General features: G+C 71.6%; 24 protein-coding genes. 11 read left to right on the top strand and 13 right to left on the bottom strand.

The genetic code is table 11. The annotated features are described in order from the left end of the window. Positions 1-105: 105 nt before the first annotated feature. Positions 106-1,629, bottom strand: coding sequence for a leucyl aminopeptidase (locus ACIPTO_RS15590; RefSeq protein ID WP_366327273.1), 1,524 nt, complete (start codon positions 1,627-1,629; stop codon positions 106-108). A gap of 306 nt (positions 1,630-1,935) precedes the next feature. Then, the gene (locus ACIPTO_RS15595; protein ID WP_366327275.1) at positions 1,936-2,712 is read right to left on the bottom strand and encodes an adenosylcobinamide-GDP ribazoletransferase; all 777 of its coding nucleotides are present in this window, start codon (positions 2,710-2,712) and stop codon (positions 1,936-1,938) included. Between the two features lie 60 nt (positions 2,713-2,772). On the opposite strand from ACIPTO_RS15595, the gene ACIPTO_RS15600 reads away from it, so the two are divergent. After that, positions 2,773-3,555 carry a hypothetical protein gene (locus ACIPTO_RS15600; RefSeq protein ID WP_401192050.1) on the top strand — a complete coding sequence of 261 codons (783 nt, stop codon included), beginning with the start codon at positions 2,773-2,775 and terminating at the stop codon, positions 3,553-3,555. Here ACIPTO_RS15600 and ACIPTO_RS15605 read toward each other — a convergent pair. The 3 genes from ACIPTO_RS15605 to cobT all read right to left on the bottom strand — a co-directional run bounded on the left by ACIPTO_RS15605 (position 3,552) and on the right by cobT (position 7,265). Beyond that, on the bottom strand, positions 3,552-4,214 hold the full coding sequence (locus ACIPTO_RS15605) for a hypothetical protein (RefSeq protein WP_401192053.1): 663 nt from the start codon (positions 4,212-4,214) through the stop codon (positions 3,552-3,554). The genes ACIPTO_RS15600 and ACIPTO_RS15605 overlap by 4 nt on opposite strands. Next, positions 4,211-5,977, bottom strand: a complete 1,767-nt coding sequence (locus tag ACIPTO_RS15610; RefSeq protein WP_401192056.1) for a phosphatidylglycerol lysyltransferase domain-containing protein — start codon at positions 5,975-5,977, stop codon at positions 4,211-4,213. Before ACIPTO_RS15610 ends, ACIPTO_RS15605 begins: the two co-directional genes overlap by 4 nt. A gap of 112 nt (positions 5,978-6,089) precedes the next feature. Beyond that, positions 6,090-7,265: a nicotinate-nucleotide--dimethylbenzimidazole phosphoribosyltransferase gene (cobT, locus tag ACIPTO_RS15615; protein WP_401192058.1), complete on the bottom strand. Its 1,176-nt coding sequence runs from the start codon at positions 7,263-7,265 to the stop codon at positions 6,090-6,092. Positions 7,266-7,403: 138 nt separating this feature from the next. Between cobT and ACIPTO_RS15620 the strand changes: the two genes are divergently transcribed. Next, positions 7,404-7,949: a methyltransferase domain-containing protein gene (locus ACIPTO_RS15620; RefSeq protein ID WP_401192060.1), complete on the top strand. Its 546-nt coding sequence runs from the start codon at positions 7,404-7,406 to the stop codon at positions 7,947-7,949. 24 nt (positions 7,950-7,973) lie between these two features. Here ACIPTO_RS15620 and ACIPTO_RS15625 read toward each other — a convergent pair whose 3' ends face one another. Then, positions 7,974-9,182, bottom strand: a complete 1,209-nt coding sequence (locus ACIPTO_RS15625) for a bifunctional adenosylcobinamide kinase/adenosylcobinamide-phosphate guanylyltransferase (protein WP_401192062.1) — start codon at positions 9,180-9,182, stop codon at positions 7,974-7,976. A gap of 167 nt (positions 9,183-9,349) precedes the next feature. On the opposite strand from ACIPTO_RS15625, the gene ACIPTO_RS15630 reads away from it, so the two are divergent. Further along, the gene (locus tag ACIPTO_RS15630) at positions 9,350-9,562 is read left to right on the top strand and encodes a hypothetical protein (protein WP_266767875.1); all 213 of its coding nucleotides are present in this window, start codon (positions 9,350-9,352) and stop codon (positions 9,560-9,562) included. A gap of 70 nt (positions 9,563-9,632) precedes the next feature. On the opposite strand, the gene ACIPTO_RS15635 is transcribed toward ACIPTO_RS15630, so the two are convergent. From ACIPTO_RS15635 to ACIPTO_RS15645, 3 genes are all read right to left on the bottom strand, one after another. Beyond that, positions 9,633-10,730 carry a S1C family serine protease gene (locus ACIPTO_RS15635; RefSeq protein WP_401192065.1) on the bottom strand — a complete coding sequence of 366 codons (1,098 nt, stop codon included), beginning with the start codon at positions 10,728-10,730 and terminating at the stop codon, positions 9,633-9,635. 75 nt (positions 10,731-10,805) lie between these two features. Beyond that, a complete protein-coding gene (locus ACIPTO_RS15640) occupies positions 10,806-11,507 on the bottom strand; it encodes a class I SAM-dependent methyltransferase (protein WP_401192067.1) in 702 nt (233 codons plus the stop codon). An 83-nt stretch (positions 11,508-11,590) separates the two neighbouring features. Further along, positions 11,591-12,145: a DUF3043 domain-containing protein gene (locus tag ACIPTO_RS15645; RefSeq protein WP_366327314.1), complete on the bottom strand. Its 555-nt coding sequence runs from the start codon at positions 12,143-12,145 to the stop codon at positions 11,591-11,593. Positions 12,146-12,469: 324 nt separating this feature from the next. Between ACIPTO_RS15645 and ACIPTO_RS15650 the strand changes: the two genes are divergently transcribed. From ACIPTO_RS15650 to ACIPTO_RS15665, 4 genes are all read left to right on the top strand, one after another. Then, on the top strand, positions 12,470-13,264 hold the full coding sequence (locus ACIPTO_RS15650; RefSeq protein ID WP_366327293.1) for a PspA/IM30 family protein: 795 nt from the start codon (positions 12,470-12,472) through the stop codon (positions 13,262-13,264). A 22-nt stretch (positions 13,265-13,286) separates the two neighbouring features. Beyond that, positions 13,287-13,565 carry a hypothetical protein gene (locus ACIPTO_RS15655; RefSeq protein ID WP_366327295.1) on the top strand — a complete coding sequence of 93 codons (279 nt, stop codon included), beginning with the start codon at positions 13,287-13,289 and terminating at the stop codon, positions 13,563-13,565. A gap of 106 nt (positions 13,566-13,671) precedes the next feature. Then, positions 13,672-14,910 (top strand): sensor histidine kinase, encoded by a 1,239-nt coding sequence (locus ACIPTO_RS15660; protein ID WP_366327297.1) that lies wholly within the window; start codon positions 13,672-13,674, stop codon positions 14,908-14,910. After that, on the top strand, positions 14,907-15,593 hold the full coding sequence (locus ACIPTO_RS15665) for a response regulator transcription factor (RefSeq protein WP_366327299.1): 687 nt from the start codon (positions 14,907-14,909) through the stop codon (positions 15,591-15,593). Before ACIPTO_RS15660 ends, ACIPTO_RS15665 begins: the two co-directional genes overlap by 4 nt. Positions 15,594-15,603: 10 nt before the next feature. Here ACIPTO_RS15665 and nadA read toward each other — a convergent pair whose 3' ends face one another. Beyond that, positions 15,604-16,788, bottom strand: a complete 1,185-nt coding sequence (gene nadA, locus ACIPTO_RS15670) for a quinolinate synthase NadA (RefSeq protein WP_401192071.1) — start codon at positions 16,786-16,788, stop codon at positions 15,604-15,606. Between the two features lie 312 nt (positions 16,789-17,100). On the opposite strand from nadA, the gene ACIPTO_RS15675 reads away from it, so the two are divergent. Continuing rightward, entirely contained in the window at positions 17,101-17,457 is a 357-nt protein-coding gene (locus tag ACIPTO_RS15675) for an iron-sulfur cluster assembly accessory protein (protein WP_030582488.1), read from the top strand. A 109-nt stretch (positions 17,458-17,566) separates the two neighbouring features. On the opposite strand, the gene ACIPTO_RS15680 is transcribed toward ACIPTO_RS15675, so the two are convergent. Together ACIPTO_RS15680 and ACIPTO_RS15685 are read right to left on the bottom strand one after the other, a co-directional pair. Continuing rightward, complete coding sequence (locus ACIPTO_RS15680) at positions 17,567-19,426, bottom strand: hypothetical protein (protein ID WP_401192075.1); 1,860 nt, start codon at positions 19,424-19,426, stop codon at positions 17,567-17,569. Positions 19,427-19,594: 168 nt separating this feature from the next. Further along, a complete protein-coding gene (locus ACIPTO_RS15685) occupies positions 19,595-19,816 on the bottom strand; it encodes a hypothetical protein (RefSeq protein ID WP_366327305.1) in 222 nt (73 codons plus the stop codon). A gap of 131 nt (positions 19,817-19,947) precedes the next feature. On the opposite strand from ACIPTO_RS15685, the gene ACIPTO_RS15690 reads away from it, so the two are divergent. Continuing rightward, positions 19,948-20,922 (top strand): carbohydrate kinase family protein, encoded by a 975-nt coding sequence (locus tag ACIPTO_RS15690; protein WP_366327307.1) that lies wholly within the window; start codon positions 19,948-19,950, stop codon positions 20,920-20,922. Positions 20,923-20,979: 57 nt separating this feature from the next. Here the strand turns inward: ACIPTO_RS15690 and ACIPTO_RS15695 are convergent, their stop codons facing one another. Continuing rightward, entirely contained in the window at positions 20,980-22,347 is a 1,368-nt protein-coding gene (locus tag ACIPTO_RS15695) for a cysteine desulfurase/sulfurtransferase TusA family protein (protein ID WP_401192078.1), read from the bottom strand. A 286-nt stretch (positions 22,348-22,633) separates the two neighbouring features. Here ACIPTO_RS15695 and coxB point away from each other — a divergent pair, with 286 nt between their 5' ends. Together coxB and ACIPTO_RS15705 are read left to right on the top strand one after the other, a co-directional pair. Further along, positions 22,634-23,593 (top strand): cytochrome c oxidase subunit II, encoded by a 960-nt coding sequence (coxB, locus tag ACIPTO_RS15700; protein WP_328831917.1) that lies wholly within the window; start codon positions 22,634-22,636, stop codon positions 23,591-23,593. Then, on the top strand, positions 23,590-24,080 hold a 491-nt coding region (locus ACIPTO_RS15705; protein WP_366327312.1), incomplete at its 3' end, for a cbb3-type cytochrome c oxidase subunit I. The genes coxB and ACIPTO_RS15705, both read left to right, overlap by 4 nt.

Raw genomic sequence — 24,080 nt, forward strand, 5'->3', positions numbered from 1 at the left:
CACCCGGGCGCGATCCCCCGGGAGGCGCGGGGAACTGCGCGACCGGCCACAACCGGCCCGCAGCCGCCCGCGCACCCGGGGAACCGAGCCACTGGGCGGAGAACGTCAGCCCAGATCCCCCGCGGCGGTCAGCTCCGCCAGCCGTACCAGCGTCCGCACGGCCGAGCCCGTCCCGCCCTTGGGGGTGTAGCCGAACGGCCCGCCCTCGTTGAACGCGGGCCCGGCGATGTCGAGGTGCGCCCAGGCGATGCCCTCGCCCACGAACTCGCGCAGGAACAGCCCGGCGACCAGCCCGCCACCCATCCGCTCACCCATGTTCGCGATGTCGGCGGTGGGGGAGTCCATGCCCTTGCGCAGGTGCTCGGGCAGCGGCATCGGCCACGACGGCTCGCCGACCTCCTCGGCCGCGTCGACGATCGCCGCGCGGAACGCGTCGTCGTTCGCCATCACGCCGAAGGTCCGGCTGCCGAGCGCCAGCACCATCGCGCCGGTCAGCGTCGCCACGTCCACGATCGCGTCCGGCTTCTCGGCGGACGCGGCCCACAGCGCGTCCGCGAGGACGAGACGGCCCTCGGCGTCCGTGTTGAGCACCTCGACGGTCTTGCCGCTGTACATCCGCAGCACGTCACCGGGACGGGTCGCGGAGCCGGACGGCATGTTCTCGGCCAGCGCCAGCCAGCCGGTCACGTTGACCTCGAGGCCGAGCCGCGCGGCGGCGACGACGGCCGCGAACACCGCGGCCGCACCGCTCATGTCGCACTTCATCGTCTCGTTGTGCCCGGCCGGCTTGAGCGAGATGCCGCCCGAGTCGTACGTGATGCCCTTGCCGACGAACGCGAGGTGCTTGGTGGCCTTGGCGTTCGTGTACGACAGCTTCACCAGCCGCGGACCGGCCGCGGACCCGGCGCCGACGCCGAGGATGCCGCCGTAGCCGCCCTTCTCCAGCGCCTTCTCGTCGAGCACCTGGACCTTGATGCCGTGCTCCTTGGCCGCGGTCTGGGCGACGGCGGCGAAGGCCTCGGGGTCGAGGTCGTTCGGCGGGGTGTTGATGAGGTCGCGGGCGCGGTTGAGCTCCTCGGTGACCGCGAGCGCACGCTCCACGGCCGCCTTGTACTCCTTGTCGCGCGGCTTGCCGCCGAGCAGGGCGGCCTCTGCGAGGGGGGCCTTGCCGCCCGCCTTGGCGTCCTTGGCGCTGCCCTTGTACGCGTCGAACGAGTACGCGCCGAGCAGCGCGCCCTCGCCGATCGCGCCGGCGTCGGCGGCGTCGGTGAGGGGGAGCGCGAAGGCGGCCTTCTTGGCGCCGGTGAGCGCGCGGGCGGCGACTCCGGCGGCCCGGCGCAGCGCCTCGGCGTCGTAGGCCTCGCCCTCCTCGGGCTCCGCGCCGAGTCCCACCGCGAGCACGAGCGGGGCCTTGAAGCCGGCCGGTGCGGGCAGCTTCGTGATCTCGCCTTCGGCACCGGTGGCGCCCAGGGTCTCCAGGACGCCGGCCAGCCTGCCGTCGTACGCCTTGTCCACGGCGTCGGCGCCCGGTGCGACGACCGGGCCCTTGCCGCCCTTGCCGACACCGATCACGATCGCGTCGGCCCGCAGGCCGGGCGCCGCGGCGGTGCTGAGAGTGAGAGCAGTCACAGTGGTGAAATCTCGCTTCCGATGTTGAGTTGCTGTGGTCGATCGGGGTGGGTCGACCGGGCCCGACGGACGACCCTATTTCCGACCTGCGGCGGTGGTGGGAACAGGGGGCTGCCGAGCACCCGGGACGAGCCTACGCGCGTGTGCCCACCGGCTCATTCCCGCGGGGTCCGCGGAGCGGCGGAACGGGGTCCGTCCGGGTGGGCCCTCCGAGCACGCCGGTCCCGTCGACGTACAGCAAAGGCGAGCTGCCCGAAGGGCGCGGGGAACCGCGCGACCGGCCGGGACGATCCCGCGCTCGGCCGCTCAGCCGTTTAGTGAAAGCACCAAGAGAGCGGCCGTGGCCGCGCTCTCCGCGAGCCCCCCGAACACGTCCCCGGTCACCCCGCCGAACCGCCGCCGGCAGTGCCGCAGCAGCAGCTCCGCGACGACCAGCGCCACGACCACCGCGGGCACGACCCCGTACACCCCGAGCCCCCACCCGCACACCCCGCCCACCACCACGACCCCGGCCGCCAGCCCCACCGCGGAGCGAACCGGCACGACCCCCGCGACCGCCGCCCCCAGCCCCTCGGGCCGGGCCGCGGGCACCCCCGTGCGGGCGGCGAGGGTGAGCGCCAGGCGGGCCACGACCCCCGAGACGACCGCCCCGACCGCACCCCGGCCCCACGAGTCGCCGTAGAGCTGGGAGAGCGCGGCCACCTGCGCGAGCACCACGAAGACCAGGGCCAGCACCCCGAACGGCCCGATGTCCGACTGCTTCATGATCCGCAGCGCGTCCTCCGCCGGCTTCCCGCTCCCCAGCCCGTCGGCCGTGTCCGCGAGCCCGTCCAGATGCAGCCCGCGCGTGAGCACGGCGGGCACGGCGGCACTTCCGACGGCGGCGAGCAGGGGACTCGCTCCGAGCAACAGCAGCAGCAGTCCGGCCCCGGCCGCGCAGCCACCGACGACCACGCCCACCACCGGTGCCGCCAGCATCCCCGCCCGCGCGGCCTCCCGGTCCCAGCGGGTCACCGTGACCGGCAGAACGGTCAGGGTGCCGAACGCGAAGCGGAGGCCGTCGAGAGGCGGGGTCTTGGACACCGGCGCAGGCTACCCGGCGATCGGGAGGGCACCCGAGCGGGCCGTGGCTAAAGTGCCCATATGGGACATTGGCTGTACCGCAACATCGTCGAGCCGGGCAAGCTCCCGCTCCTCCTCGCGCTGACCGCCTTCGTCCTGACCTTCCTCGTCACCCGTGTCATCACCCGCATGATCCGCGCCGGCAAGGGCCCCTTCGGCAACATCAAGGCCGGTGACGTGCACATCCACCACGTCGTCCCGGGGGTCGTGCTCAGCGTCCTCGGCGGGTTCGGCGCGGTGGCCAGCACCCGCTACGGCGTCGGATCGGCGATCTTCGCGATCGTCTTCGGGATCGGCGCGGGCCTGGTGCTCGACGAGTTCGCGCTGATCCTCTACCTCGACGACGTGTACTGGACCGAGGCGGGCCGCAAGAGCGTCGAGGCGGTGGTCCTCACGGCGGCCCTGGTCGGGTTCGTCCTCGCCGGCTTCTCGCCGTTCGGCGTCAACGACCTCACCGACTCCGAACTCCACGACCGCGCCAGCGTGATCGTGAGCGTCGCCGTGAACTTCTTCTTCTCCCTCATCGCCCTGAGCAAGGGCAAGGCCCGCATGGCGGTCTTCGGCGTCCTGGTCCCGCTGGTCGCCTTCGTCGGCGCGGTCCGGCTGGCCCGCCCGGGCTCCCCCTGGGCCAAGCGCTTCTACCGCAAGCGCCGCCACCGGGCCCGGGCGCGCTCCACCCTCCGCGCCTACCACCACGACCGCCGCTGGGCGGGCCCGCGCCGCAAGGTCCAGGACTGGATCGGCGGCAAACCGGACCCGGAGCCGGTGCGGATCCCCGGCCGCGGGCAGCCGCCCGCCGCCTAGGCCAGGGGAAGCCCGCGGTGCCGTACCGCCGAGATCAGGCACAGCAGGCCGACCGCGATGATCGCCGCCAGGTGTTCCTTGCCCGCGAGGTTGCCCTTGAGCATCACCTCGACCGCTATCGCGGCGGTGACCGCGAGGGCGGTGACGTACGCGCCGTAGCGCCATGCGACGAAGACGGCGAGGCCGACCACCGCGGCGGACGGGCCGGTGTCCACGACCAGCCGGTCCGATCCGGGCAGTCCGAACGGGTTGTCGAAGCCGAGCCGGATGCCGAGGCGGGCGTAGAGCGTGCCGGCCAGGGTCGCGGCATAGGCGATGACCAGCGTGCGCCAGCGGCCGAGGGCGATCTCCGCGATGCCGAACACGAAGAGGATCTGGGCCAGCGCGCCCCACACGGGGAGGTCGAGGGCCGGGACGAACAGGGAGAGCGGGGTGCGGAGAAGGGCCAGCCACAGCGGGTCCACGGCCCTGACCGCGCCCGTGTTCTGCACGAACTGGTAGCCCCAGGACCGGTTCTGCACGAACTGGAGCAGCGCCGTCAGCAGCACCGCGCCGATCGTCATCGGGATCGCCCGCCAGCGCCGCTTCACCAGCGGCTCGCGCACGGTGACGTGGAGCAGTCCCCATTCGGCGCGGGCCCAGCGGGCGAGGCGGTTCATCTGTGCGTCTCCAGGTGCTTGCGGTGCAGCCACTTCGGCAGGCCCGGAGCCTCCAGGAACCCTTCCGCGCGCGCCGACGCGAGGCCGATGCGCAGCAGGTCCGCGCTCTTCTCGAAGAGGAGGAAGCGGGGCTCCCAGATGGGCCGGTACTTGGCGTTGGCGCGGTACAGCGACTCGATCTGCCACCAGCGCGAGAAGAAGCTGAGGAGCGACCGCCACAGCCGCAGCACCGGCCCGGCGCCGATCCGCGCCCCGCGTTCGAAGACCGAGCGGAACATGGCGAAGTTGAGCGAGACCTGCGTGATGCCGATCTCCTGGGCGCGGCGCAGGAGTTCGATCACCATGAACTCCATCAGCCCGTTGTCGGAGTCGCGGTCACGGCGCATCAGGTCGAGGGAGAGCCCGTGCGGCCCCCACGGCACGAAGGACAGCACCGCCCTCAACTCGCCTTCCCCGTCCGTGCATTCGAGCATCACGCACTGCCCGTCGTCCGGGTCCCCGAGCCGTCCGAGCGCCATGCTGAACCCGCGCTCGGTGGCCCCGTCGCGCCAGTCGTCGGCGCGCTTGAGCAGATACGCCATCTCGTCGGCCGGAATGTCCTCGTGGCGCCGGATCCGCACGGTGTACCCGGCCCGCTTCACCCGGTTGTAGGCCTGCCGGACGGTCCGCATGGCGCGTCCTTCGAGGGTGAACTCGGCGACCTCGACGAGGGCTTCGTCCCCGAGTTCGAGGGCGTCCAGGCCGTGCCGGGCGTAGACGGTGCCGGCCTCCTCGCTCGCGCCCATCACGGCCGGGATCCAGCCGTGCACCCGGGCTTCGGCGAGCCACGGCTCGATCGCGCCGGGCCATGCCTCCGGGTCGCCGATCGGATCGCCGGAGGCCAGCGAGACCCCGCCCACGACCCGGTAGGCGACGGCCGCCTTGCCGGTCGGCGACCACACCACGCTCTTCTCCCGGCGCAGCGCGAAGTACCCGAGCGAGTCCCGCTCGCCCTGGCGCTCCAGGAGTGCCCGCAGCTGCTTCTCGTCGTCCTCGGTGAGCGGGTCGACGGCGCGCCGGGAGCGGAAGGCGGCGTAGAAGACGGCGAGGACGAGGAGGGTGCTGAGGACGTTGATGGCGACGTTGACCCAGTTCGGCGTCCAGATGCCGGGGAAGCGATTCTCCGGGGCGGCGATGGAGACCAGCCGGAACGCGCCGTAGTGCCAGCGTTCCACGAAGGTCGAACGGGACGCGTCCCGAGCCTGGTTGGTGACCGTCACCAGCAGGCCGGCGAGCAGCGAGGCGGCCAGGGTTCCGGCGACCGCGACGACGGCGGCGAGCCGGGGGTTGGAGCGGTCGCCCTTCGCGTAGAACTCCCGGCGCCCCACGAACAGGGAGGCGACGAAGGCGGCGGTCAGGACCAGGGAGATCCAGTTCTGCGGGTACCTGCGGATCTCCGGGAACGACATCGCGAACCCGAACAACGCCAGGAACAGCCCGCTGACCACCAGGTTCAGGATCCACGCGGCGCGTTTGCGGCGCCGCATGGTGATGGCGAGGAACGCGGTGAACACCCCGGACGCGAAGCCCGCCGTCAGCAGGTACGGCGTGAAGTAGTTCTCCTGGTTGTGCCGCCGCACGTCCTGCCCCAGCGAAACCCACGCCGCGCTGAGGAAGTTGATGAACGCCACCGCCCGCAGATACCAGACGGCGAAGGCCGCGGCCCGCCGCGAGGCCGCTGAGCTGTGACGTTCCTGAACGGACCCGACCCGGACATCTCCCATGAAGGAGGATCATATGGGCGTCGACGCGGCGGACGGTCATTCGCCACCTGGGCACCCTGTGCGGACCGGCCCCCTCCGCCCGGGCGGGACCCCGTGCTCGTCCCCGCCGAGGTCACTCGGGGTTCTTGACGGCTTCCGCGTCGACGGCCGGTTCCGCCGCGAGGGCCTGGTCCGCGGACTCTCCGGCCTCCGCGGGCTCCACGGACCCCTCCGTGCCCGTGTCCGCCGACTCCGCCGACTCCTCCGCCCGGAGCGGCAGTTCGGCCGAGAGGGCCGCCGCGGCCTGCACCAGCGGCAGGGCGAGCAGCGCGCCCGCGCCCTCGCCGACGGTCACGCCGTGGTCGAGGAGGGGCTCCAGGGCCATCCGGTCGAGGGCCTTCGCCTGGCCCGGTTCGCCGCTGTTCTGGCCGGCGAGCCACCAGTCCGGGGCGCGGAAGGCGACCCGCTGGCCGACCAGGGCGCAGGCGGCGGCCACGACGCCGTCCAGGATGACCGGAAGCTTCCGTACCGCGCTCTGCAGCAGGAACCCGGTCATCGCCGCGAGGTCGGCGCCGCCCACCGTCGCGAGCAGCTGCAACTGGTCGCCCAGCACCGGCCGGGCCCGCCGCAGCGCGTCCCGGATCGCGGCGCACTTGCGCATCCACGCCAGGTCGTCGATCGCGAGCCCGCCCCGCCCGGTGACGACCGAGGCGTCGGTGCCGCACAGCGCCGCGATGAGCACGGACGCCGGGGTGGTGCCGCCGACGCTGACATCGCCGAGCACCACCAGATCCGTACCGGAGTCGGCCTCCTCGTTCGCGACGGCGACACCGGCGTTGAAGGCGGCCTCCGCCTCCTCCGGCGTCAGCGCGTCCTCGATGTCGATCCGCCCGCTGCCCCGCCGTACCCGGTGCTCCACGACCGCGTCCGGGAGTGAGTCCGGCTCGCAGTCCAGGGCCATGTCCACGATCCGCACCGGTACGCCGAGCCGCCGGGCGAGCACTGCGGCGGGGCTGCCGCCCTCCAGCACGGACCGCACCAGCTCGGCTGCGCTGCCCGCGGGCCGGCCCGACACACCGAGCGAGGCGATCCCGTGGTCGCCGGCGAACAGCACCACGCGCGGCCGTTCGACCGGCCGCACCGGCACGGCGCCCTGCGCCGCCGCCAGCCACTCACCCAGGTCGTCGAGTCGGCCCAGCGCTCCGGGCGGCACGATCTGACGTTCCCGCCGGGCCTCGGCGTCACGGCGCACACCGCCGTCGGGGCGCTCGATCAGATCGGTGAAGTCGTCGAGATTAAGCGAGCTCATTCGCCGAACAGTACCGGCAGTGGTCGAACACCACGGAGCCACATGGCCACCACGCGCCCCCGACGTCCTTGCCCCGAAGATCAAGATCCCGTACGTATCGTTTTGCACCGTTTTGCCGTACGTCTTCGGGAGCCGCCCATGAACAGCCTGCGCACCCGCGTCAGCACCCGTGTCAGCACCCGTGTCAGCACTCTCGACGCGTACCGCCGCCACCGCGCGCTGGCCCGCGCGATCCTGCGGCTCCTGCCCGAACCGGAGAGCTGGCTCGACGTCGGCACGGGCGACGCCCGCTTCCCGGAGACGGCGAAGGCGTTCTTCCCGTACACCTCCTTCGACGGCGTCGACCCCACCCCCCGCGTCGTCCGCGCCCGCGCCGCCGAACGCATCGAGGAGGCCCACGCCGGCCACCTCTCGGACCCGCACCTCACGACCGCCCTCCGGGCCCGCTACGACGTGGTCACCCTCCTCCGCGACCGCTCACCCGCCCCCGACCCCGACGCCGAACTCCACGCGGCCCTCACGGTCCTGCGCCCCGGCGGCCTCCTCCTCCTGGAAGGCCCCCCGGACACCCTCCGCCCCCGACTGGAGCCCCACGCCGTCGAGTTCGTCACGGAAGCCCGCAGCCTCCCGGACACCTTCCCGCCCCCGCAACGCCTGATCGCCCGCAGAAACCGACAGCTCTAGGGCCTGTCCGGTCCTTGCGGTCCGCTACCGTCCGCCCCGCAACGCCAGCGCCTGACCCGCCACCACCAGCAGCACGTGCTCGCACTCGCCGGCGATCGCGGAGTTCAGCCGGCCCAGCTCGTCCCGGTACCGGCGTCCGGACGCGGTCGCCGGGACGATCCCCGAGCCGACCTCGTTGGACACGGCGACCAGCGTCCGCCGGGTCGCGCGCACGGCGGCGGTCAACTCCCGTACCCGCTCCCGCAGCCGCTTCTCCCCGCGGTCCCCCCACTCGGCGTCGTCCCACGCGCCCACGGAGTCCATCGCGTCGGTCAGCCACAGCGACAGACAGTCGATGAGCAGCGGCGGCCCGTCCTCCGCCAGCAGCGGCACCAGGTCGCAGGTCTCGGCGGTGCGCCACGACCCGGGCCGCCGGTCCCGGTGCGCGGACACCCGGGAGGCCCACTCGGTGTCCCCGTTGCGCGAGCCGCCCGTGGCGACGTACAGCACGTCGGGAAACGCCTCAAGCCGCCGCTCGGCCTCCACCGACTTCCCGGACCGGGCCCCGCCCAGCACCAGCGTCCGCCGGGGCACATCGGGCACGTCCTCGTACACCCCCACGGTCACCGTCGTCCCGTCCGGCACGGCCCGCGCCCCCACCGCCGCCAGCCGCCGCGCCGACTCGGCGCCCGGCGGCACGTCGTGGTCCAGATGGACGGCGACGACATCGGTGGCCGGACCCACCGCCCCCACCGCCCGCAGTTTGGCGAGCGCGTCCGGCCGCCCCACGACGTCGGCGAGCACCATGTCGTACGACTCCACCCGCCCCTCCTCCAGCCCGGCGGGCGCACCACCCGGCGGCAGATACAGCACCCGCTGTCCGTCGGGCCCCGTCACGGCGTACCCGGTACCCGGCGCGTCCATGGCGACCGCGCGCACCCGGTGACCCGTCAGCAACGCCAGCTCCTGCCCGTCCGGCACCCGCCCCGGCTGCGGCAACCCGGCGGGCACCTCCACCGCAGGACCGTCATGCGGATGCGACAGCAACACCTGCCGCACACCGCCCAGCGAATGCCCCGCCCGAGCGGCGGCGAAGGCCGCCCCCGGCGTCAGATCGAGCAGCAGGGTCCCGTCCACCAGCACCGCGGTGGCCGCCCGGGCGTCCGGCCCGAGCGACACGGCACAGGCCGCGCAGGGGCAGCCGGGGCGAGGGAGTCCAGCAGGGGCACCGGTGCCGAGCAGAGTGAGTTCCACGGGTCGATTTTCACCGCTCACGGGAAGACCCGCGCGCCCTGACCCCCTGAGGGGCGCGACAAGCCTCCGCTCAGCCGCACCCGACAAACTTCCGCAACATGATCACAACGAACCCGGCGGAGCGCATACGCTGCAGGTCTGCATGCGCTCAGACACGGGAGGCATACATGGCGGCATGGATCTGGCGGTTCGAGAAGTCCGACGGGACCGAGGTCGAACCCGCGGTACAGCCCGAGGAGTTCACCACCCAGGGCGACGCGGAGTCCTGGCTCGGCGAGGTGTGGAAGGACCTCGTCGCCGGCGGCGCGGACCAGGTGTTCCTGTTCGAGGACGGCACACAGATCTACGGTCCGATGAGCCTGCACGCCGAGGACGCGTAGCCCGTCGTGGGCACAGGGGGCGGGGGCGGCCGGAGAACCACCGGCCGCCCCCGCCCCGTTCCCCGGAGGGCTACTGCTCGCCCAGCGTGACGTCGGCCTTCGTCGACGCCCCGTTCCGCGTGTACGTCACCGTCGTCCGCTGCCCCGGCTTGTCGGCGGCCAGGGCCTCCGACAGCGAGGTGATCGTGGTGATCCCCGTGTCACCGAGCTTCGTGATGATGTCGCCGGGCCGGATCCCCGCCTTGTCGGCGGCCCCGCCGTCCTTCACCTCGACCACGGCGACCCCGGCGGCCTGATAGCTGTCGTCGACGACGGTACGGCCGGTGATGCCGAGGGCCGCCCGCCCGGAGTCGGTGACCTTGCCGTCCTTGACGATCTGGCCGGCGACCGTCTTCACCATCGAGGACGGGATCGCGAACCCGATGCCGGGCGCGGCGCTGCCCCCGAGGTCGGGATCGGTGGCGGCGAGCGTCGGGATGCCGATGACCTGCCCGTTCAGGTTCACCAGCGCGCCCCCGCTGTTGCCGGGGTTGATCGCCGCCGAGGTCTGCACCATGTTGGCGATGGTCGCGCCCGTACCGCCGCCGGAGCTGCCCTCGCTGACGGTCCGCCCGGTCGCCGACACGATGCCCTGGGTGACGCTGGAGGAGAGTCCGAGCGGTGAGCCCATGGCGAGGACGATCTGCCCGACCTCGACCTTGGAGGAGTCCGCGAAGGTCGCCGCCTTGAGCCCGTCCGGGACCTTGTCCAGCTTGACGACGGCGAGGTCCTGCTCGGGGTAGGAGTAGACGAGCTTCGCGGTGAGCACGTCCTCGCTGTTCGCGGTGGTCACCTTGAAGGTCTTCTCGTTCCCGACGACATGCGCGTTGGTGACGATGTGCCCCTGGCCGTCGTACACGATCCCCGATCCCAGGTCACTGCTGGCCTGGATCTGCACGACCGACGGCAGGACCTCCTTGATCACCTTCAGGTAGTCGCTCTGCAGGTCGCCGCCCGCCATCGGTACGGCGGCCTCGGCGGCCTGGGTGGTCGAGCCGTCCTTCTTCGACGAGGAGGCCGCCGGTGAACCGGAGCCGGAACATCCGGCGACCAGCGCGAGGGAACAGGCGAGACCGGCGAGCAGGGCGACCGGCCGCGGGGCGCGGAAGCGGGTGCGGGAGGAGTCCATACCGCGAGTGTCTCTTCGGGGTGAATGTCCGGCTCGTACTGCTGACCCGAACGGGCCCCGGGGAGGGGCGCGCGCTCAGCCCCGCACGCCGCACAGATGCAGCAGCGCGGCCACCGCGCGATATGGGTCGGTCCGCCCGGCCCGCTCCTCGGCGGCCACCAGCGATTCGACGTCCGCCGGGATCTCCACGCCCTCGGGAGCGGTGTCGGTGAAGACCCGCACGCCGTACCAGGCCTGGAGCGGCGCCCCGATCCCGGCGAGCGTGGCCGTCAGGGTGCCGAGCCGGTCGGCCCGCACGTCGAGACCGAGCCGGTTGCGGTAGGCGGTGGAGTCGAACGCGCCCAGCGCGCCCGCCCAGTCCCAGGACAGTCCGGGCCGCATGGCCAGCGCGTCGGCGTTCCGCACCAGCAGCGACAGCAGTCCGCCGGGTGCCAGCATCCGGGCGAGCCCCGCGAGCAGCGGATCGGGCTCGGACACGTACATGAGGACGCCGTGACAGAGCACGACGTCGAAACTGCCCGGCAGGAAGTGCACGCCGGTGTCCCGGCCGTCGCCCTCGATGATCCGCACCCGCTCCCGGATGCCCTCGGGCTCACCGGCCAGCGCCGCACGGGCGGTGGCGATCATCTTCGGTTCCTGCTCCAGCCCGGTCACCTGATGCCCGGCCCGGGCCAGCCGCAGGGCCTGCGTGCCCTGGCCCATCCCGACGTCGAGCACCCGCAGCCGCTGTCCGACCGGATACCGGCCGGCTATCTGCTCGTCGAGCTGCCGGGCCACCAGCTCCTGGCGTACGACATCCCGCAGCCCGCCCAGCCTGCTCAGCCAGGCGTCCGCCGCGCCCCCGGAGAAGGAGTCCGCGCTCAGGGCCGCTCTCCGCGCTTGACCAGCGGCTTCGGCAGCCGGAGTCGACGCATCTGGAGGGATCGCATCAGGGCGTAACGGACGGTGCCCTTGGTGTCCTGACCCGGGAAGCGCTCGGCGAGCAGCTTGCGCAGCTTGAACGCGCTCCAGAAGGAGTCGACCACGATCAGCACGATCACCACGAGCCACAGCAGCAGCGCGATGTTCTGCAGCGCGGGGATCTGCACCACGCTGAGCACCAGGATCACCACGGCCAGCGGCAGGAAGAACTCGGCGATGTTGATCCGCGAGTCCACGTAGTCGCGCCCGAACTTGCGGATCGGGCCCCGGTCACGGAGCGGCAGGTCCCGCTCGTTGCCCCGGCCGGCGAGCGCCTGGCGCTGCTTCTCCATCGCCAGGCGCCGCTCGTCGCGCTGGCGCTTGGAGGCGTCCTTGCGCGTCATCGAGGAGTTGGCGACGCTGCGGCGCTGAGTCTGTGACTCACTGCGCTTGGGCGTGGGCCGACCCTTCGGGGCCTGAGGGTCTCGGGGCATCTTGGAGTCGGTCAGCGACACCTTGTCGGTGGTCGCCGCCTTCTCTTCCTTGGCGCGGCTACGGAACACAAAACCCAAGGGTAAGGGGTGAATGGGGTTGGACCCCAGCCCCGTGGGGAACGATCCGGCAACACCAGTCGTCTGTAGGGGGACAGAGAAGGACGTCGTGAGGGGTCCTCCCAGGGGAGCACCTACTCCTTACGCCGGATCGGAACCGGGGTCAGTCGTCCTTGGGGATGAGCGCATCCGTCCCCGAACAGTGCGGTAATGGATGCAGGGCCCGTACTGTGGGTTCTGTTGCAGTCGCTGGAGCTGGAGTCCGTCAGAAGGGGGCGCGCGAAGCCCATGAGCGGTGTCATGAAGCGTATGGGGATGATCTTCCGCGCGAAGGCGAACAAGGCCCTTGACCGGGCCGAGGACCCGCGCGAAACCCTCGATTACTCGTACCAGAAGCAGCTGGAGCTGCTTCAGAAGGTGCGCCGGGGTGTGGCCGACGTCGCCACCTCCCGCAAGCGTCTGGAGCTCCAGCTCAACCAGCTGCAGTCGCAGTCCTCCAAGCTGGAGGACCAGGGCCGCAAGGCGCTCGCCCTCGGCCGCGAGGACCTGGCCCGCGAGGCGCTCTCGCGCCGCGCCGCGCTCCAGCAGCAGGTGACCGACCTGGAGACGCAGCACACGACCCTCCAGGGCGAGGAGGAGAAGCTCACCCTCGCGGCCCAGCGCCTCCAGGCCAAGGTGGACGCCTTCCGCACGAAGAAGGAGACCATCAAGGCCACGTACACGGCGGCCCAGGCACAGACCCGGATCGGCGAGGCCTTCAGCGGCATCTCCGAGGAGATGGGCGACGTCGGCCTGGCGATCCAGCGGGCCGAGGACAAGACCCAGCAGCTCCAGGCCCGCGCCGGCGCGATCGACGAGCTCCTCGCCTCCGGCGCCCTGGACGACCCGACCGGCATGGCCAAGGACGACATCCAGGCCGAGCTGGAACGCCTGTCCGGTGGTACGGATGTAGAGCTGGAACTCCAGCGCATGAAGGCGGAGCTGGCCGGCGGCTCGTCCGCTCCGCAGCAGGCGATCGAGGGCGGCACCGACAAGGCGCAGCCGCAGCAGCCGCAGGACACCCCGCGTTTCGACAAGCAGTAGGCCCACGCCTGAGGAGGGCGACATGATCGTACGGATCATGGGGGAGGGGCAGGTGAGGCTGGCCGACGGCCACCTCACCGAGCTGAACAAGCTGGACGACGTACTCCTGGCAGAAGTGCGCAACGGAGACGGCCCCGCCTTCCGCGAGACCCTCCAGGCACTCCTGTCGAAGGTCCGCGAACTGGGCGAGCCGCTGCCGGACGACTCCCTGGAACCCTCCGAGCTGATCCTCCCGTCCCCGGACGCCACTCTGGAGGAGGTCCGGGACCTGCTGAGCGACGACGGTTTGATCCCGGGGTAGAGGACGGCGCCTTCCGCGTCCTTCCACGGCGCCGGCCTCGGTTGCCGTCGCGGGTCCCGGCACGCCCACGCCCACTCCGCACCACCACAGGAACCCCGTTGCCGGAATGACCGCCTTCGACCGAGCCCGCTGCCGGGCGAACGCCCACCCCTCGGCCCTGGACGTCGCCCTCGCCGCAGCCGTGCTGGTCTGCATGGTCGTCGGTTCCTTCGTCGACCCGCACGGCGACCACGGCGTCAGCTGGGGCGTCCGCACCCCCGACACCCTCAGCCTGATCCTGATGGCGGTCGGCGCCGTCGCACTGGTCAAGCGCCGCCGCGCCCCCATGCTGGTGCTCGCCGTCACGGCCACCGCGTCCCTCGTCGAGAGCGTCACCAGCGACCCCCGCGCCCCGGTCGCGATGTGCGCCGTGGTCGCCCTGTTCACCGTCGCCGTCACCACCGACCGCTCCACGACCTGGCGCGTCGCCCTGCTCACGATGACCGTGCTGACCGGCGCCGCGATGCTCGGCGGCCCCCTCCCGTGGTACGCCCAGGAGAACCTCGGCATCTTCGCCTGGACCGGCATGGCCGCCGCCGCGGGCGACGCCGTACGCAGCCGCAAGGAGTTCGTGCACGCCATGAGGGAGCGTGCCGAACGGGCCGAACGCACCCGGGAGGAGGAGGCCCGCCGGAGGGTCGCCGAGGAGCGGCTGCGCATCGCCCGGGACCTGCACGACGTGGTCGCGCACCACATCGCCCTGGTCAACGTCCAGGCCGGAGTCGCCGCGCACGTCATGGACAAGCGGCCCGACCAGGCCAAGGAGGCGCTCGCGCACGTGCGCGAGGCCAGCCGGTCCGCGCTCAACGAACTCCGGGCCACCGTCGGCCTGTTGCGCCAGTCCGGCGACCCCGAGGCCCCCACCGAACCGGCACCGGGACTCGACCGTCTCGAAGAACTCGCCGGCACCTTCCGCAGCGCGGGCCTGCACGTCGAGGTGGCCCGCGCCGACAACGGCACCGAACTGCCCGCGGCCGTCGACCTGGCCGCCTACCGCGTCATCCAGGAAGCCCTCACCAACGTCCGCAAGCACGCCGGTACGGAGGCCAAGGCCGAGGTCAGCGTGGTCAGGGTGGGCCCGAACGTGGAGGTCACCGTCCTCGACAACGGCTCCGGCGAGCCCGGTGAGCCGGGCGAGGACGAGGCTCCCGACTCCGGCGGCGGCCACGGCCTGCTCGGCATGCGCGAGCGCGTCACCGCCCTGCGCGGCACCCTCACCACCGGTCCCCGCTACGGAGGCGGCTTCCGCGTCCATGCGATCCTGCCGGTCAAGACCCGCCCACGTGCCTCGGGGGACCCCGTATGACGACGATCCGTGTCCTGCTCGCCGACGACCAGGCCCTGCTGCGCAGCGCCTTTCGCGTGCTCGTCGACTCGGAGCCGGACATGGAGGTCGTGGGAGAGGCCTCGGACGGCGCGCAGGCCGTGCGGCTGGCCAAGGAGGAGCGGGCCGACGTCGTGCTGATGGACATCCGGATGCCCGGCACGGACGGCCTCGCCGCGACCCGGATGATCAGCGCGGACCCGTCGCTCGCCCATGTCCGGGTGGTGATACTGACGACCTTCGAGGTCGACGACTACGTGGTGCAGTCCCTGCGCGCGGGCGCGTCCGGCTTCCTGGGAAAGGGTTCCGAGCCGGAGGAACTGCTGAGCGCGATCAGGGTCGCGGCGGCGGGCGAGGCGCTGCTCTCCCCGGTGGCGACCAAGGGCCTGATCGCCCGCTTCCTCGCCCAGGGCGGTGACCTGGACGACGACCGCGACCCGGCCCGCGCCGAACGGCTCGACGCCCTCACCGTCCGCGAACGCGAGGTCCTCGTCCAGGTCGCGGGCGGCCACTCGAACGACGAGATCGCCGAACGCCTGGAGGTCAGCCCGCTGACGGTGAAGACCCACGTCAACCGCGCCATGTCCAAGCTCGGCGCCCGCGACCGGGCCCAACTCGTCGTCATCGCCTACGAGTCGGGGCTGGTCCGGCCGCGGGTGGAGTAGCCCGGTACGGCTACGGCAGTGCCAGCATCCGCTCAAGCGCCAGCTTGGCGAACGCCTCCGTCTCCTTGTCCACCTCGATGCGGTTGACCAGCTTGCCCTCGGCGAGGGACTCCAGGGTCCACACCAGGTGGGGGAGGTCGATGCGGTTCATCGTCGAGCAGAAGCAGACCGTCTTGTCGAGGAAGACGATCTCCTTGCCCTCGGGGGCGAAACGATGCGCGAGCCGGCGTACGAGATTCAGCTCGGTGCCGATGGCCCACTTCGAACCGGCCGGGGCGGCTTCGAGTGCCTTGATGATGTACTCCGTCGAGCCGACGTGGTCGGCCGCGGCCACGACCTCGTTCTTGCACTCCGGGTGCACGAGGACGTTGACACCCGGTATCCGGGCCCGCACGTCCTCCACCGACTCCAGCGAGAAACGGCCGTGCACCGAGCAGTGGCCGCGCCACAGGATCATCTTCGCGGACCTCAACTGCTCCGTGGTGAGGCCCCCGTTGGGCTTGTGCGGGTTGTAGAGCACGCAGTCGTCGAGGCTCATGCCCAGGTCGCGGACGGCGGTGTTGCGGCCCAGGTGCTGGTCGGGGAGGAACAGCACCTGCTCGCCCTGCTCGAAGGCCCACTCCAGGGCGCGCTCGGCGTTCGACGAGGTGCAGATCGTGCCGCCGTGCCTGCCCGTGAACGCCTTGATGTCGGCGGACGAGTTCATGTACGACACCGGCACGACCCGGTCGGCCACGCCGGCCTCGGTCAGCACGTCCCAGCACTCGGCGACCTGCTCGGCGGTGGCCATGTCGGCCATCGAGCAGCCGGCCGCGAGGTCCGGGAGCACGACCTTCTGGTCGTCGCCGGTGAGGATGTCCGCGGACTCCGCCATGAAGTGCACACCGCAGAACACGATGTACTCCGCCTCGGGGCGCGCGGCGGCGTCCCGGGCCAGCTTGAAGGAGTCGCCCGTGACATCGGCGAACTGGATGACCTCGTCGCGCTGGTAGTGGTGGCCGAGCACGAAGACCTTGTCGCCGAGCTTCTCCTTGGCCGCGCGGGCCCGCTCGACCAGGTCGGGGTCGGACGGCGAGGGCAGGTCGCCGGGGCACTCGACACCGCGCTCGCTGCTCGGGTCGGCCGCACGGCCGAGAAGGAGCAGGGCGAGGGGCGTCGGCTGTACGTCGAGCTCCTGGGTCTGGGCGGTGGTCACGACACGCACCCTTTCTGTTCTGCGGGCTGGGCTCTTCTGCCGGCTGTTCCGGTGGAGAGAACGTGCCTTTTCGTCGAATTGACGTTATCTATCATAACCGCTTCACGTCAGTTTGACGATGGCGATGTCGTCGATGTGACATCAATCCCGGCGGACGCCCTCCGGCCGCTCGGCGGGGGGACCTTGCGGGCGTGTGCGAGCATGGAGAGAGGAGCCAGGGGAAAGACACCGGAGATGGTCCGGAATGAATCCCCGGCCCCGGCGGTTGACATCGTCGGCAAGCAGTCTCCGTACAACCCGGGAGAGATGTAGATGTCCGTATCGGACGAGACCAGCACCGTCACCGACGGCATCATCCTGTCCGACGCCGCCGCGGCGAAGGTCAAGGCCCTGCTCGACCAGGAAGGCCGTGACGACCTGGCCCTGCGCGTCGCCGTCCAGCCCGGCGGCTGCTCCGGCCTGCGTTACCAGCTCTTCTTCGACGAGCGTTCCCTCGACGGCGACGTCGTCAAGGACTTCGGCGGAGTCAAGGTCGTCACCGACCGCATGAGCGCCCCGTACCTGGGCGGCGCCTCCATCGACTTCGTGGACACCATCGAGAAGCAGGGCTTCACGATCGACAACCCGAACGCGACGGGCTCCTGCGCCTGCGGCGACTCGTTCAGCTAGACCGGACGCGTCGCGCGTGGCCGACAGGCCGCGTCGCGCGACTGAGCGGAACGAAGGCGGCGGCCCCCTCCGACAGGGCCGCCGCCTTCGTGCTCTTCCGGTGCCGTGGCTACCGCGCGAGCGAGGGCCCGGCGCCGACCTCCACCTTCTGCTCCACGGGGATCGCCCTGCCGTCCGCGCCCGTCACCTTCCGGTCGCCGAGCGGCGCCTTCAGCTGCACGGTCTGGTGGTAGACCTTGGCGATCATGACGCAGATCTTCTTCGGCCACGGGGTCGCGGTCACCGTGACCGTCACCCGGCCCGAACTCTCCACGGCCGACGTCCGGTAGTCGGCGCACACCCCGCCGGTGAAGGCCACGGTGAGACTCTTCCCGTCGGCCGTGTAACCGTCCGCCTTGACGTCGTGCGGAGCCGCCGTCGCCGACGAACTCGCCGTAGGGGCGGGCGTGGCGGCGGAGGTCAGGTACTTCGGGTCGATCGCCGGGTACGTCACCGTGAAGCCGTCCTGCCCGCCCGGCTGCCGCACCTCGAACAGCCAGGACGGCACCAGCGTCTGCTTCCCGCCCACGGAGTGCACGGCGAGCCCGAACTCCGCGTGCTCGACGACGGTCGGGGCCTGCGTCGGAGTGGCGGGGGAGGCGGTCGACGCACCGCAGGGGGCCTCCAGCCGGTCCTTCAGCGGTACGGGGCTGGCGCACCCCCCGATGCCCATACGGTGATCCGACCCCGGCGCCGCGTTCATCAGGTCCAGCGTCTTGCGCGCACTCAGCACCGGATAGACGTCACCCTTCACCGGCGCCGCCAACTGCCCGCTGCCGCCCACCACTTCTCCCTGGGCGCCGACCGTCAGCCCGGTGGTCCAGCCATGCGTCGGCAGCCCGCCGATCACCGGCTCGGCGTTCACCACCCGCTGCGCGCCCATGAGCTGGCTCGCGTCGACCTTCGCGTCGTCCTGACCGACGGCCTTGAGGACCGGGGCGGCGGCCTGCTTCGCCGCGGCGACACTCACCGGGTCGACGGCGGGCGCGGCCGGGTCCTTCCGGCAGGTGACCGTGCCGGTGCAGTCGTCGGTGCCGGGGGCGTAGCGGGTGAACGTCCACATGCCCGGCGCGGCCTTGTTCACCTGGAGACTCGGCCCGGTGCCGTCCTGTCCGCCGACCTTCCAGACCTGCCCCTCGGCCACCGGCGTTCCCGCGACCCCGAGCGCCCGCGCGAGCCGGACGACCGCGTCCTTGGTGACGTCACCCTGCGGGGCGTACACGGCCGCGGACTCCGGTCCGCCGGGCAGGCTCCCCGCGGCCTGATAGGTCACGCCGTACGGATTCGGCTCACCGGCCGCGATCCCGCCGGTCCCGCCGGAGGAGTAGCCGTCGAGCGCGAGCGGCGGGGGAGTACCGTCCGCACCGGACGAGCCGGTCCCGCTCCCGGTCCCGTCCCCCGCGCCGGACGAGGAGGACGCCGCGAGATACGCTCCGCCGCCACCGACCAGCAGCACGGCGGCGGCCACGGAAGCGACGACCAGCGGGGAGCGGGACCGCCGGGGGTGCGGGTCGTCGGTCCCGGGGGACGTGGGCTCGGCGGCTTCCGGCCGGCCCACCTCGGCGTCGGACCCGGTGGACTCGGTCCCGTCCGGCCGACCGGGCCCGGCCTCGGCACCGGATTCGGTGGAAGCCGCAGCCGCGCCGGACGCCGTAGAACCGGCCTCTGCGCCGGACGCCGTTGCGGCGGCCTCTTCCTTACGACCGTCCTCTTCCTTACGGCCGTCCACTTCGGCTCGGCCGGTTCCGGTGCGGTCGGTGTCGGTGTCGGTGTCGGTGTCGGTGTCGGTGTCGGTCCGGTCCTCCCCGGCCTTGCCGACCTCGGCCCCGTCGGCCCCGGCCCCCTCGATCCCCGCGGCGGAGCCCCTCGCACCCCGCACGTCACCGGGCGTGCCGGTCGTGTCGTCGTTGTCGGGTCGCTCGGTGTTCACCGCATCGCTCCTTCGGCTGCGCAACTGTCCCGTGACCCTGACCCGCCCCTGTCAAAGAGGCGGACGGAAGGGTCGTATCCCGCATCCCCTTTACGGGGGACGGCGATGGGACGCAGCGAGGGGGCGCACGGTTCCCCCGAACGCGCCGATCCGGCCGAGAGGCTCCGCTCAGTCGCCGTACTCGGACATTCCGTCGAGCAGCCGGGCCGATGCCGGCGGCACGGTCACGCCGTTGATGCGGGACGGCGACACCGGACGGGAGACGATCCGGTCCGGAACCGTCCAGTGGGGAGCCATCCGGGCGCAGTCGCCGCGCAGCGCCGCGAGACCGGTCTCGCCCTCGCCGTCGAAACGGACCGGAAGGGCGGTGTGCACATCAAGGTTCGCCATAACGGCACCGTAGACACGCTTCAGCCCGCGAAGAAAGATCTACTATCGGGTAGTTTTGGCCGCTTCAGAGCCACCGTGCCGACCGGGTAGCGTGAACTGTCAACGCAGCCTCCCTCAGGAGAGTCCTCGCCGTGCGCATCGCAGTCACCGGCTCCATCGCCACCGACCACCTCATGACCTTCCCCGGCCGCTTCGCCGACCAGCTGGTCGCGGACCAGTTGCACACGGTGTCGCTCTCCTTCCTGGTCGACAACCTCGACGTGCGCCGGGGCGGCGTCGGGGCCAACATCGCCTTCGGCATGGGCCAGCTCGGCACCAAGCCGATCCTGGTCGGCGCGGCCGGCTCCGACTTCGCCGAGTACCGCGACTGGCTTGACCGGCACGGTGTGGACACGGACTCGGTCCGGATCTCCGAGACGCTGCACACCGCCCGCTTCGTGTGCACCACGGACGCCGACCACAACCAGATCGGTTCCTTCTACACCGGCGCCATGAGCGAGGCCCGGCAGATCGAGCTGAAGACCGTCGCCGACCGCGTGGGCGGCCTCGACCTGGTCCTCATCGGCGCCGACGACCCCGAGGCGATGCTCCGCCACACGGAGGAGTGCCGGACCCGTTCCATCCCCTTCGCCGCGGACTTCTCCCAGCAGATCGCGCGCATGGACGGCGACAACATCCGCATCCTGCTGGAGGGTTCGGCGTACCTCTTCTCGAACGAGTACGAGAAGGGGCTCATCGAGTCCAAGACCGGCTGGAGCGACGAGGAGATCCTGGCGAAGGTCGGGCACCGGGTGACCACGCTCGGCGCGCACGGTGTCCGGATCGAGAGCGTCGGGGCCGACCCGATCGAGGTCGGCTGCGCGGAGGAGGAGCGCAAGGCTGACCCCACGGGCGTCGGCGACGCGTTCCGCGCGGGATTCCTCTCGGGCCTCGCGTGGGGGGTCTCCCTGGAGCGGGCGGCGCAGGTCGGCTGCATGCTCGCCACCCTGGTGATCGAGACGGTGGGCACGCAGGAGTACCAGCTGCGGCGCGTGCACTTCATGGACCGGTTCACCAAGGCGTACGGGCATGACGCCGCGGCTGAGGTGCGAGGGCACCTGGGCTGATCTCCGCCCCTCGCGGAGATCGGGCCAGGGGATCGGGTCAGGGATCGGAGCAGGGGATCAGGTCGCCCGGCGGACCAGATACGCCGGGCCCTCCTCCTCGCCGATGTACTCCTGGCCCCGCATCTCGCACCAGGCCGGGATGTCCAGGCGGGCCGCTTCGTCGTCCGAGAGGACCCGGACCGTCCCGCCCACCGGCACATCGCCGATGACCTTCGCCAGTTCGATGACGGGGATCGGGCAGCGCTTGCCGAGGGCGTCCACGACCAGGACGTCCTCCTCCACGGCGGTCACCGGGGTCCGCGCCCCCAGTTCCTCGCGGACTCCGGCCACCGCGTCCGGCAGCACGGCGAGGAAGCGTTCGACGTCCTCCTCCGTCGCGCCGAGCGGCAACGACACCCGCACGTTTCCCTCACTCAGGACGCCCATCGCCTTCAGCACATGGCTGGGCGTCAGGGTGCTGCTCGTGCAGGACGAGCCGGACGAGACGGAGAACCCGGCGCGGTCGAGCGCGTGCAGGAGGCTCTCCCCGTCGACGTAGAGGCACGAGAAGGTGACGATCCCGGGCAGGCGCCGGACGGGATCGCCGACCACGTCCACGCCCGGCACCAGTCGCGGCACCCGTGCACGGATTCGGTCCGTCAGTTCCCGCAGCCGTAGCGCCTCCTGGGTCGCCTCCGCGTGGACCGCGCGGAGGGAGGCGGCGGCGGCCACCACGGCGGGGATGTTCTCGAAGCCGGGGGCGCGTCCCGACTCCCGTTCGTCGACCGGGCCTTGGGGTGCGAAGCGCGCGCCCTTGCGGACCGCCAGCAGGCCCACGCCGGCCGGGCCGCCCCACTTGTGCGCGCTCGCCGTGAGCAGCGACCAGGCGCCCTCGACCGGGCCCCACCCCAGCGACTGCGCCGCGTCGACCAGCAACGGCACCCCGACCGCCCGGCACGCCTCCGCCACCTCGGCGACCGGCTGGACCGTCCCCACCTCGTGGTTGGCCGACTGGAGACAGGCCAGCGCGGTGTCCGAACGGAGGGAGCCGGCGTAGTCCTCCACGCTCACCGCACCCGTACGGTCCACCGGCACCTCGGTGGACGAACCGCCGTCCGCGACCAGCGTCTCGGCCGAATGGAGCACGGAAGAGTGTTCCACCGCTGACACGATCAGGTGACGCCCGACGCGCCGCCGTCCCGCCAGCGCTCCCGCGATACCGCTGTGCACGGCCCGGGTTCCGGAGGAGGTGAAGACGAGTTCGTCGGCCCGGCACCCGACAGCCTCGGCGGCGGCCTCCCGCGCCGCGTCCAGCAGCAGCCGCGCCTTGCGCCCCTCCCGGTACAGCCGGGCGGGATCGGCCCACCCGTCGTCCAGGGACGCCAACAGCGCCTGCCGCGCGACGGGATGAAGGGGATGGCTGGATGCGGCATCGAAGTAGGACACACGCCAACGTTAAAGCGGACGGGAGCTTTCCATGGGGGCGCGAGGAACTGCGCGAGCAACCACAACGCACCCGCACCCGCCCAAACCACCTGATCCCCCGAGCTATTAGACGCACGGAGTAACCCGCGGCGCGTATGCCACCCTCCCCGCGAACCCCCGGAGGGCGTCGGCTAGGGTTTGGTCCGCATAAACATCCAAACCCCTGCCCGACGCAGGGCGGCGACCGACCCGCGTGAAGGCAGGCCGCAGCCAATCCGCGCGGGCGAGACTCTCGGGAAGGCGCTACGTGAGTCCCAACGGCTCCGACCGCTCGCCGCGGCGCCCGATGCGGCGGAAGCTGCTGCAGGCAATGACTGCGGGCCTGGTCCTGGCGACCGCGACCGGTTGCACATCCAAGGACTTCCCTCGCCTTGGTTTCCCCACCCCGACCACGGAGGAGGGTCCGCGGATCCTCTCCCTGTGGCAGGGATCCTGGGCTGCCGCGCTCGCCGTCGGCGTCCTGGTATGGGCCCTGATCATGTGGAGCGTCGTATTCCACAGGCGCAGCCGCACCAAGGTCGAGATCCCCCCGCAGACCCGGTACAACATGCCCATCGAGGCGCTGTACACGGTTGTTCCGCTCATCATCGTCTCGGTGCTGTTCTACTTCACGGCCCGCGATGAGACGAAGCTCCTGAGCCTCGACAAGAAGCCCGATGTGACGGTCAACGTCGTCGGCTTCCAGTGGAGCTGGGGCTTCAACTACATCGAGAACGTCGACGGTGTCAGTGGTGACGCGACGACCGACAAGAACCTGGCCGCGATCCCGGACCGGTTCAAGAAGGAGTTCCCGGCGAACGCCGGCGGCGTCTACGACGTCGGCACGCCCGCCACGAAGAACCCGCAGACGGGCAACCCGGGTCCGACCCTCTGGCTCCCCAAGGGCGAGACGGTCCGCTTCGTCCTCACCTCACGTGACGTCATCCACGACTTCTGGGTGGTGCCGTTCCTGATGAAGATGGACGTCGTCCCGGGGCACACCAACGCCTTCCAGGTGACCCCCACCAAGGAAGGCACCTACCTCGGCAAGTGCGCCGAGCTCTGCGGCGTCGACCACTCCCGGATGCTGTTCAACGTGAAGGTCGTCTCGCCGGAGCGCTACCAGCAGCACCTCAAGGACCTCGCCAAGAAGGGGCAGACCGGTTACATCCCCGCTGGCATCGCGCAGACGAGCCACGAGAAGAACCGGGAGACGAACAACCTGTGAGCATCCTCAACGAACCTCAGGGTGCCGCGGCAGCAGAGTCCCACTACGCGGACGAGCTGCCGGTAAGGCGCAAGCAACCCGGTAACGTCGTGATCAAGTGGCTCACCACCACCGACCACAAGACGATTGGCACGCTGTATCTGGTCACGTCGTTCGCGTTCTTCCTGATCGGCGGCGTCATGGCGCTGCTGATGCGTGCCGAGCTGGCGCGGCCGGGTCTGCAGATCCTGTCGAGCGAGCAGTTCAACCAGGCGTTCACGATGCACGGCACGATCATGCTGCTGATGTTCGCGACGCCCCTGTTCGCCGGTTTCACGAACTGGATCATGCCGCTGCAGATCGGCGCGCCCGACGTGGCGTTCCCGCGGCTGAACATGTTCGCCTACTGGCTCTACCTGTTCGGCTCGACCATCGCGGTCGGTGGCTTCCTCACCCCGCAGGGTGCCGCGGACTTCGGCTGGTTCGCCTACAGCCCGCTGTCGGACGC

The organism is Streptomyces sp. NPDC090083, assembly GCF_044747445.1.
GTDB lineage: Bacteria > Actinomycetota > Actinomycetes > Streptomycetales > Streptomycetaceae > Streptomyces.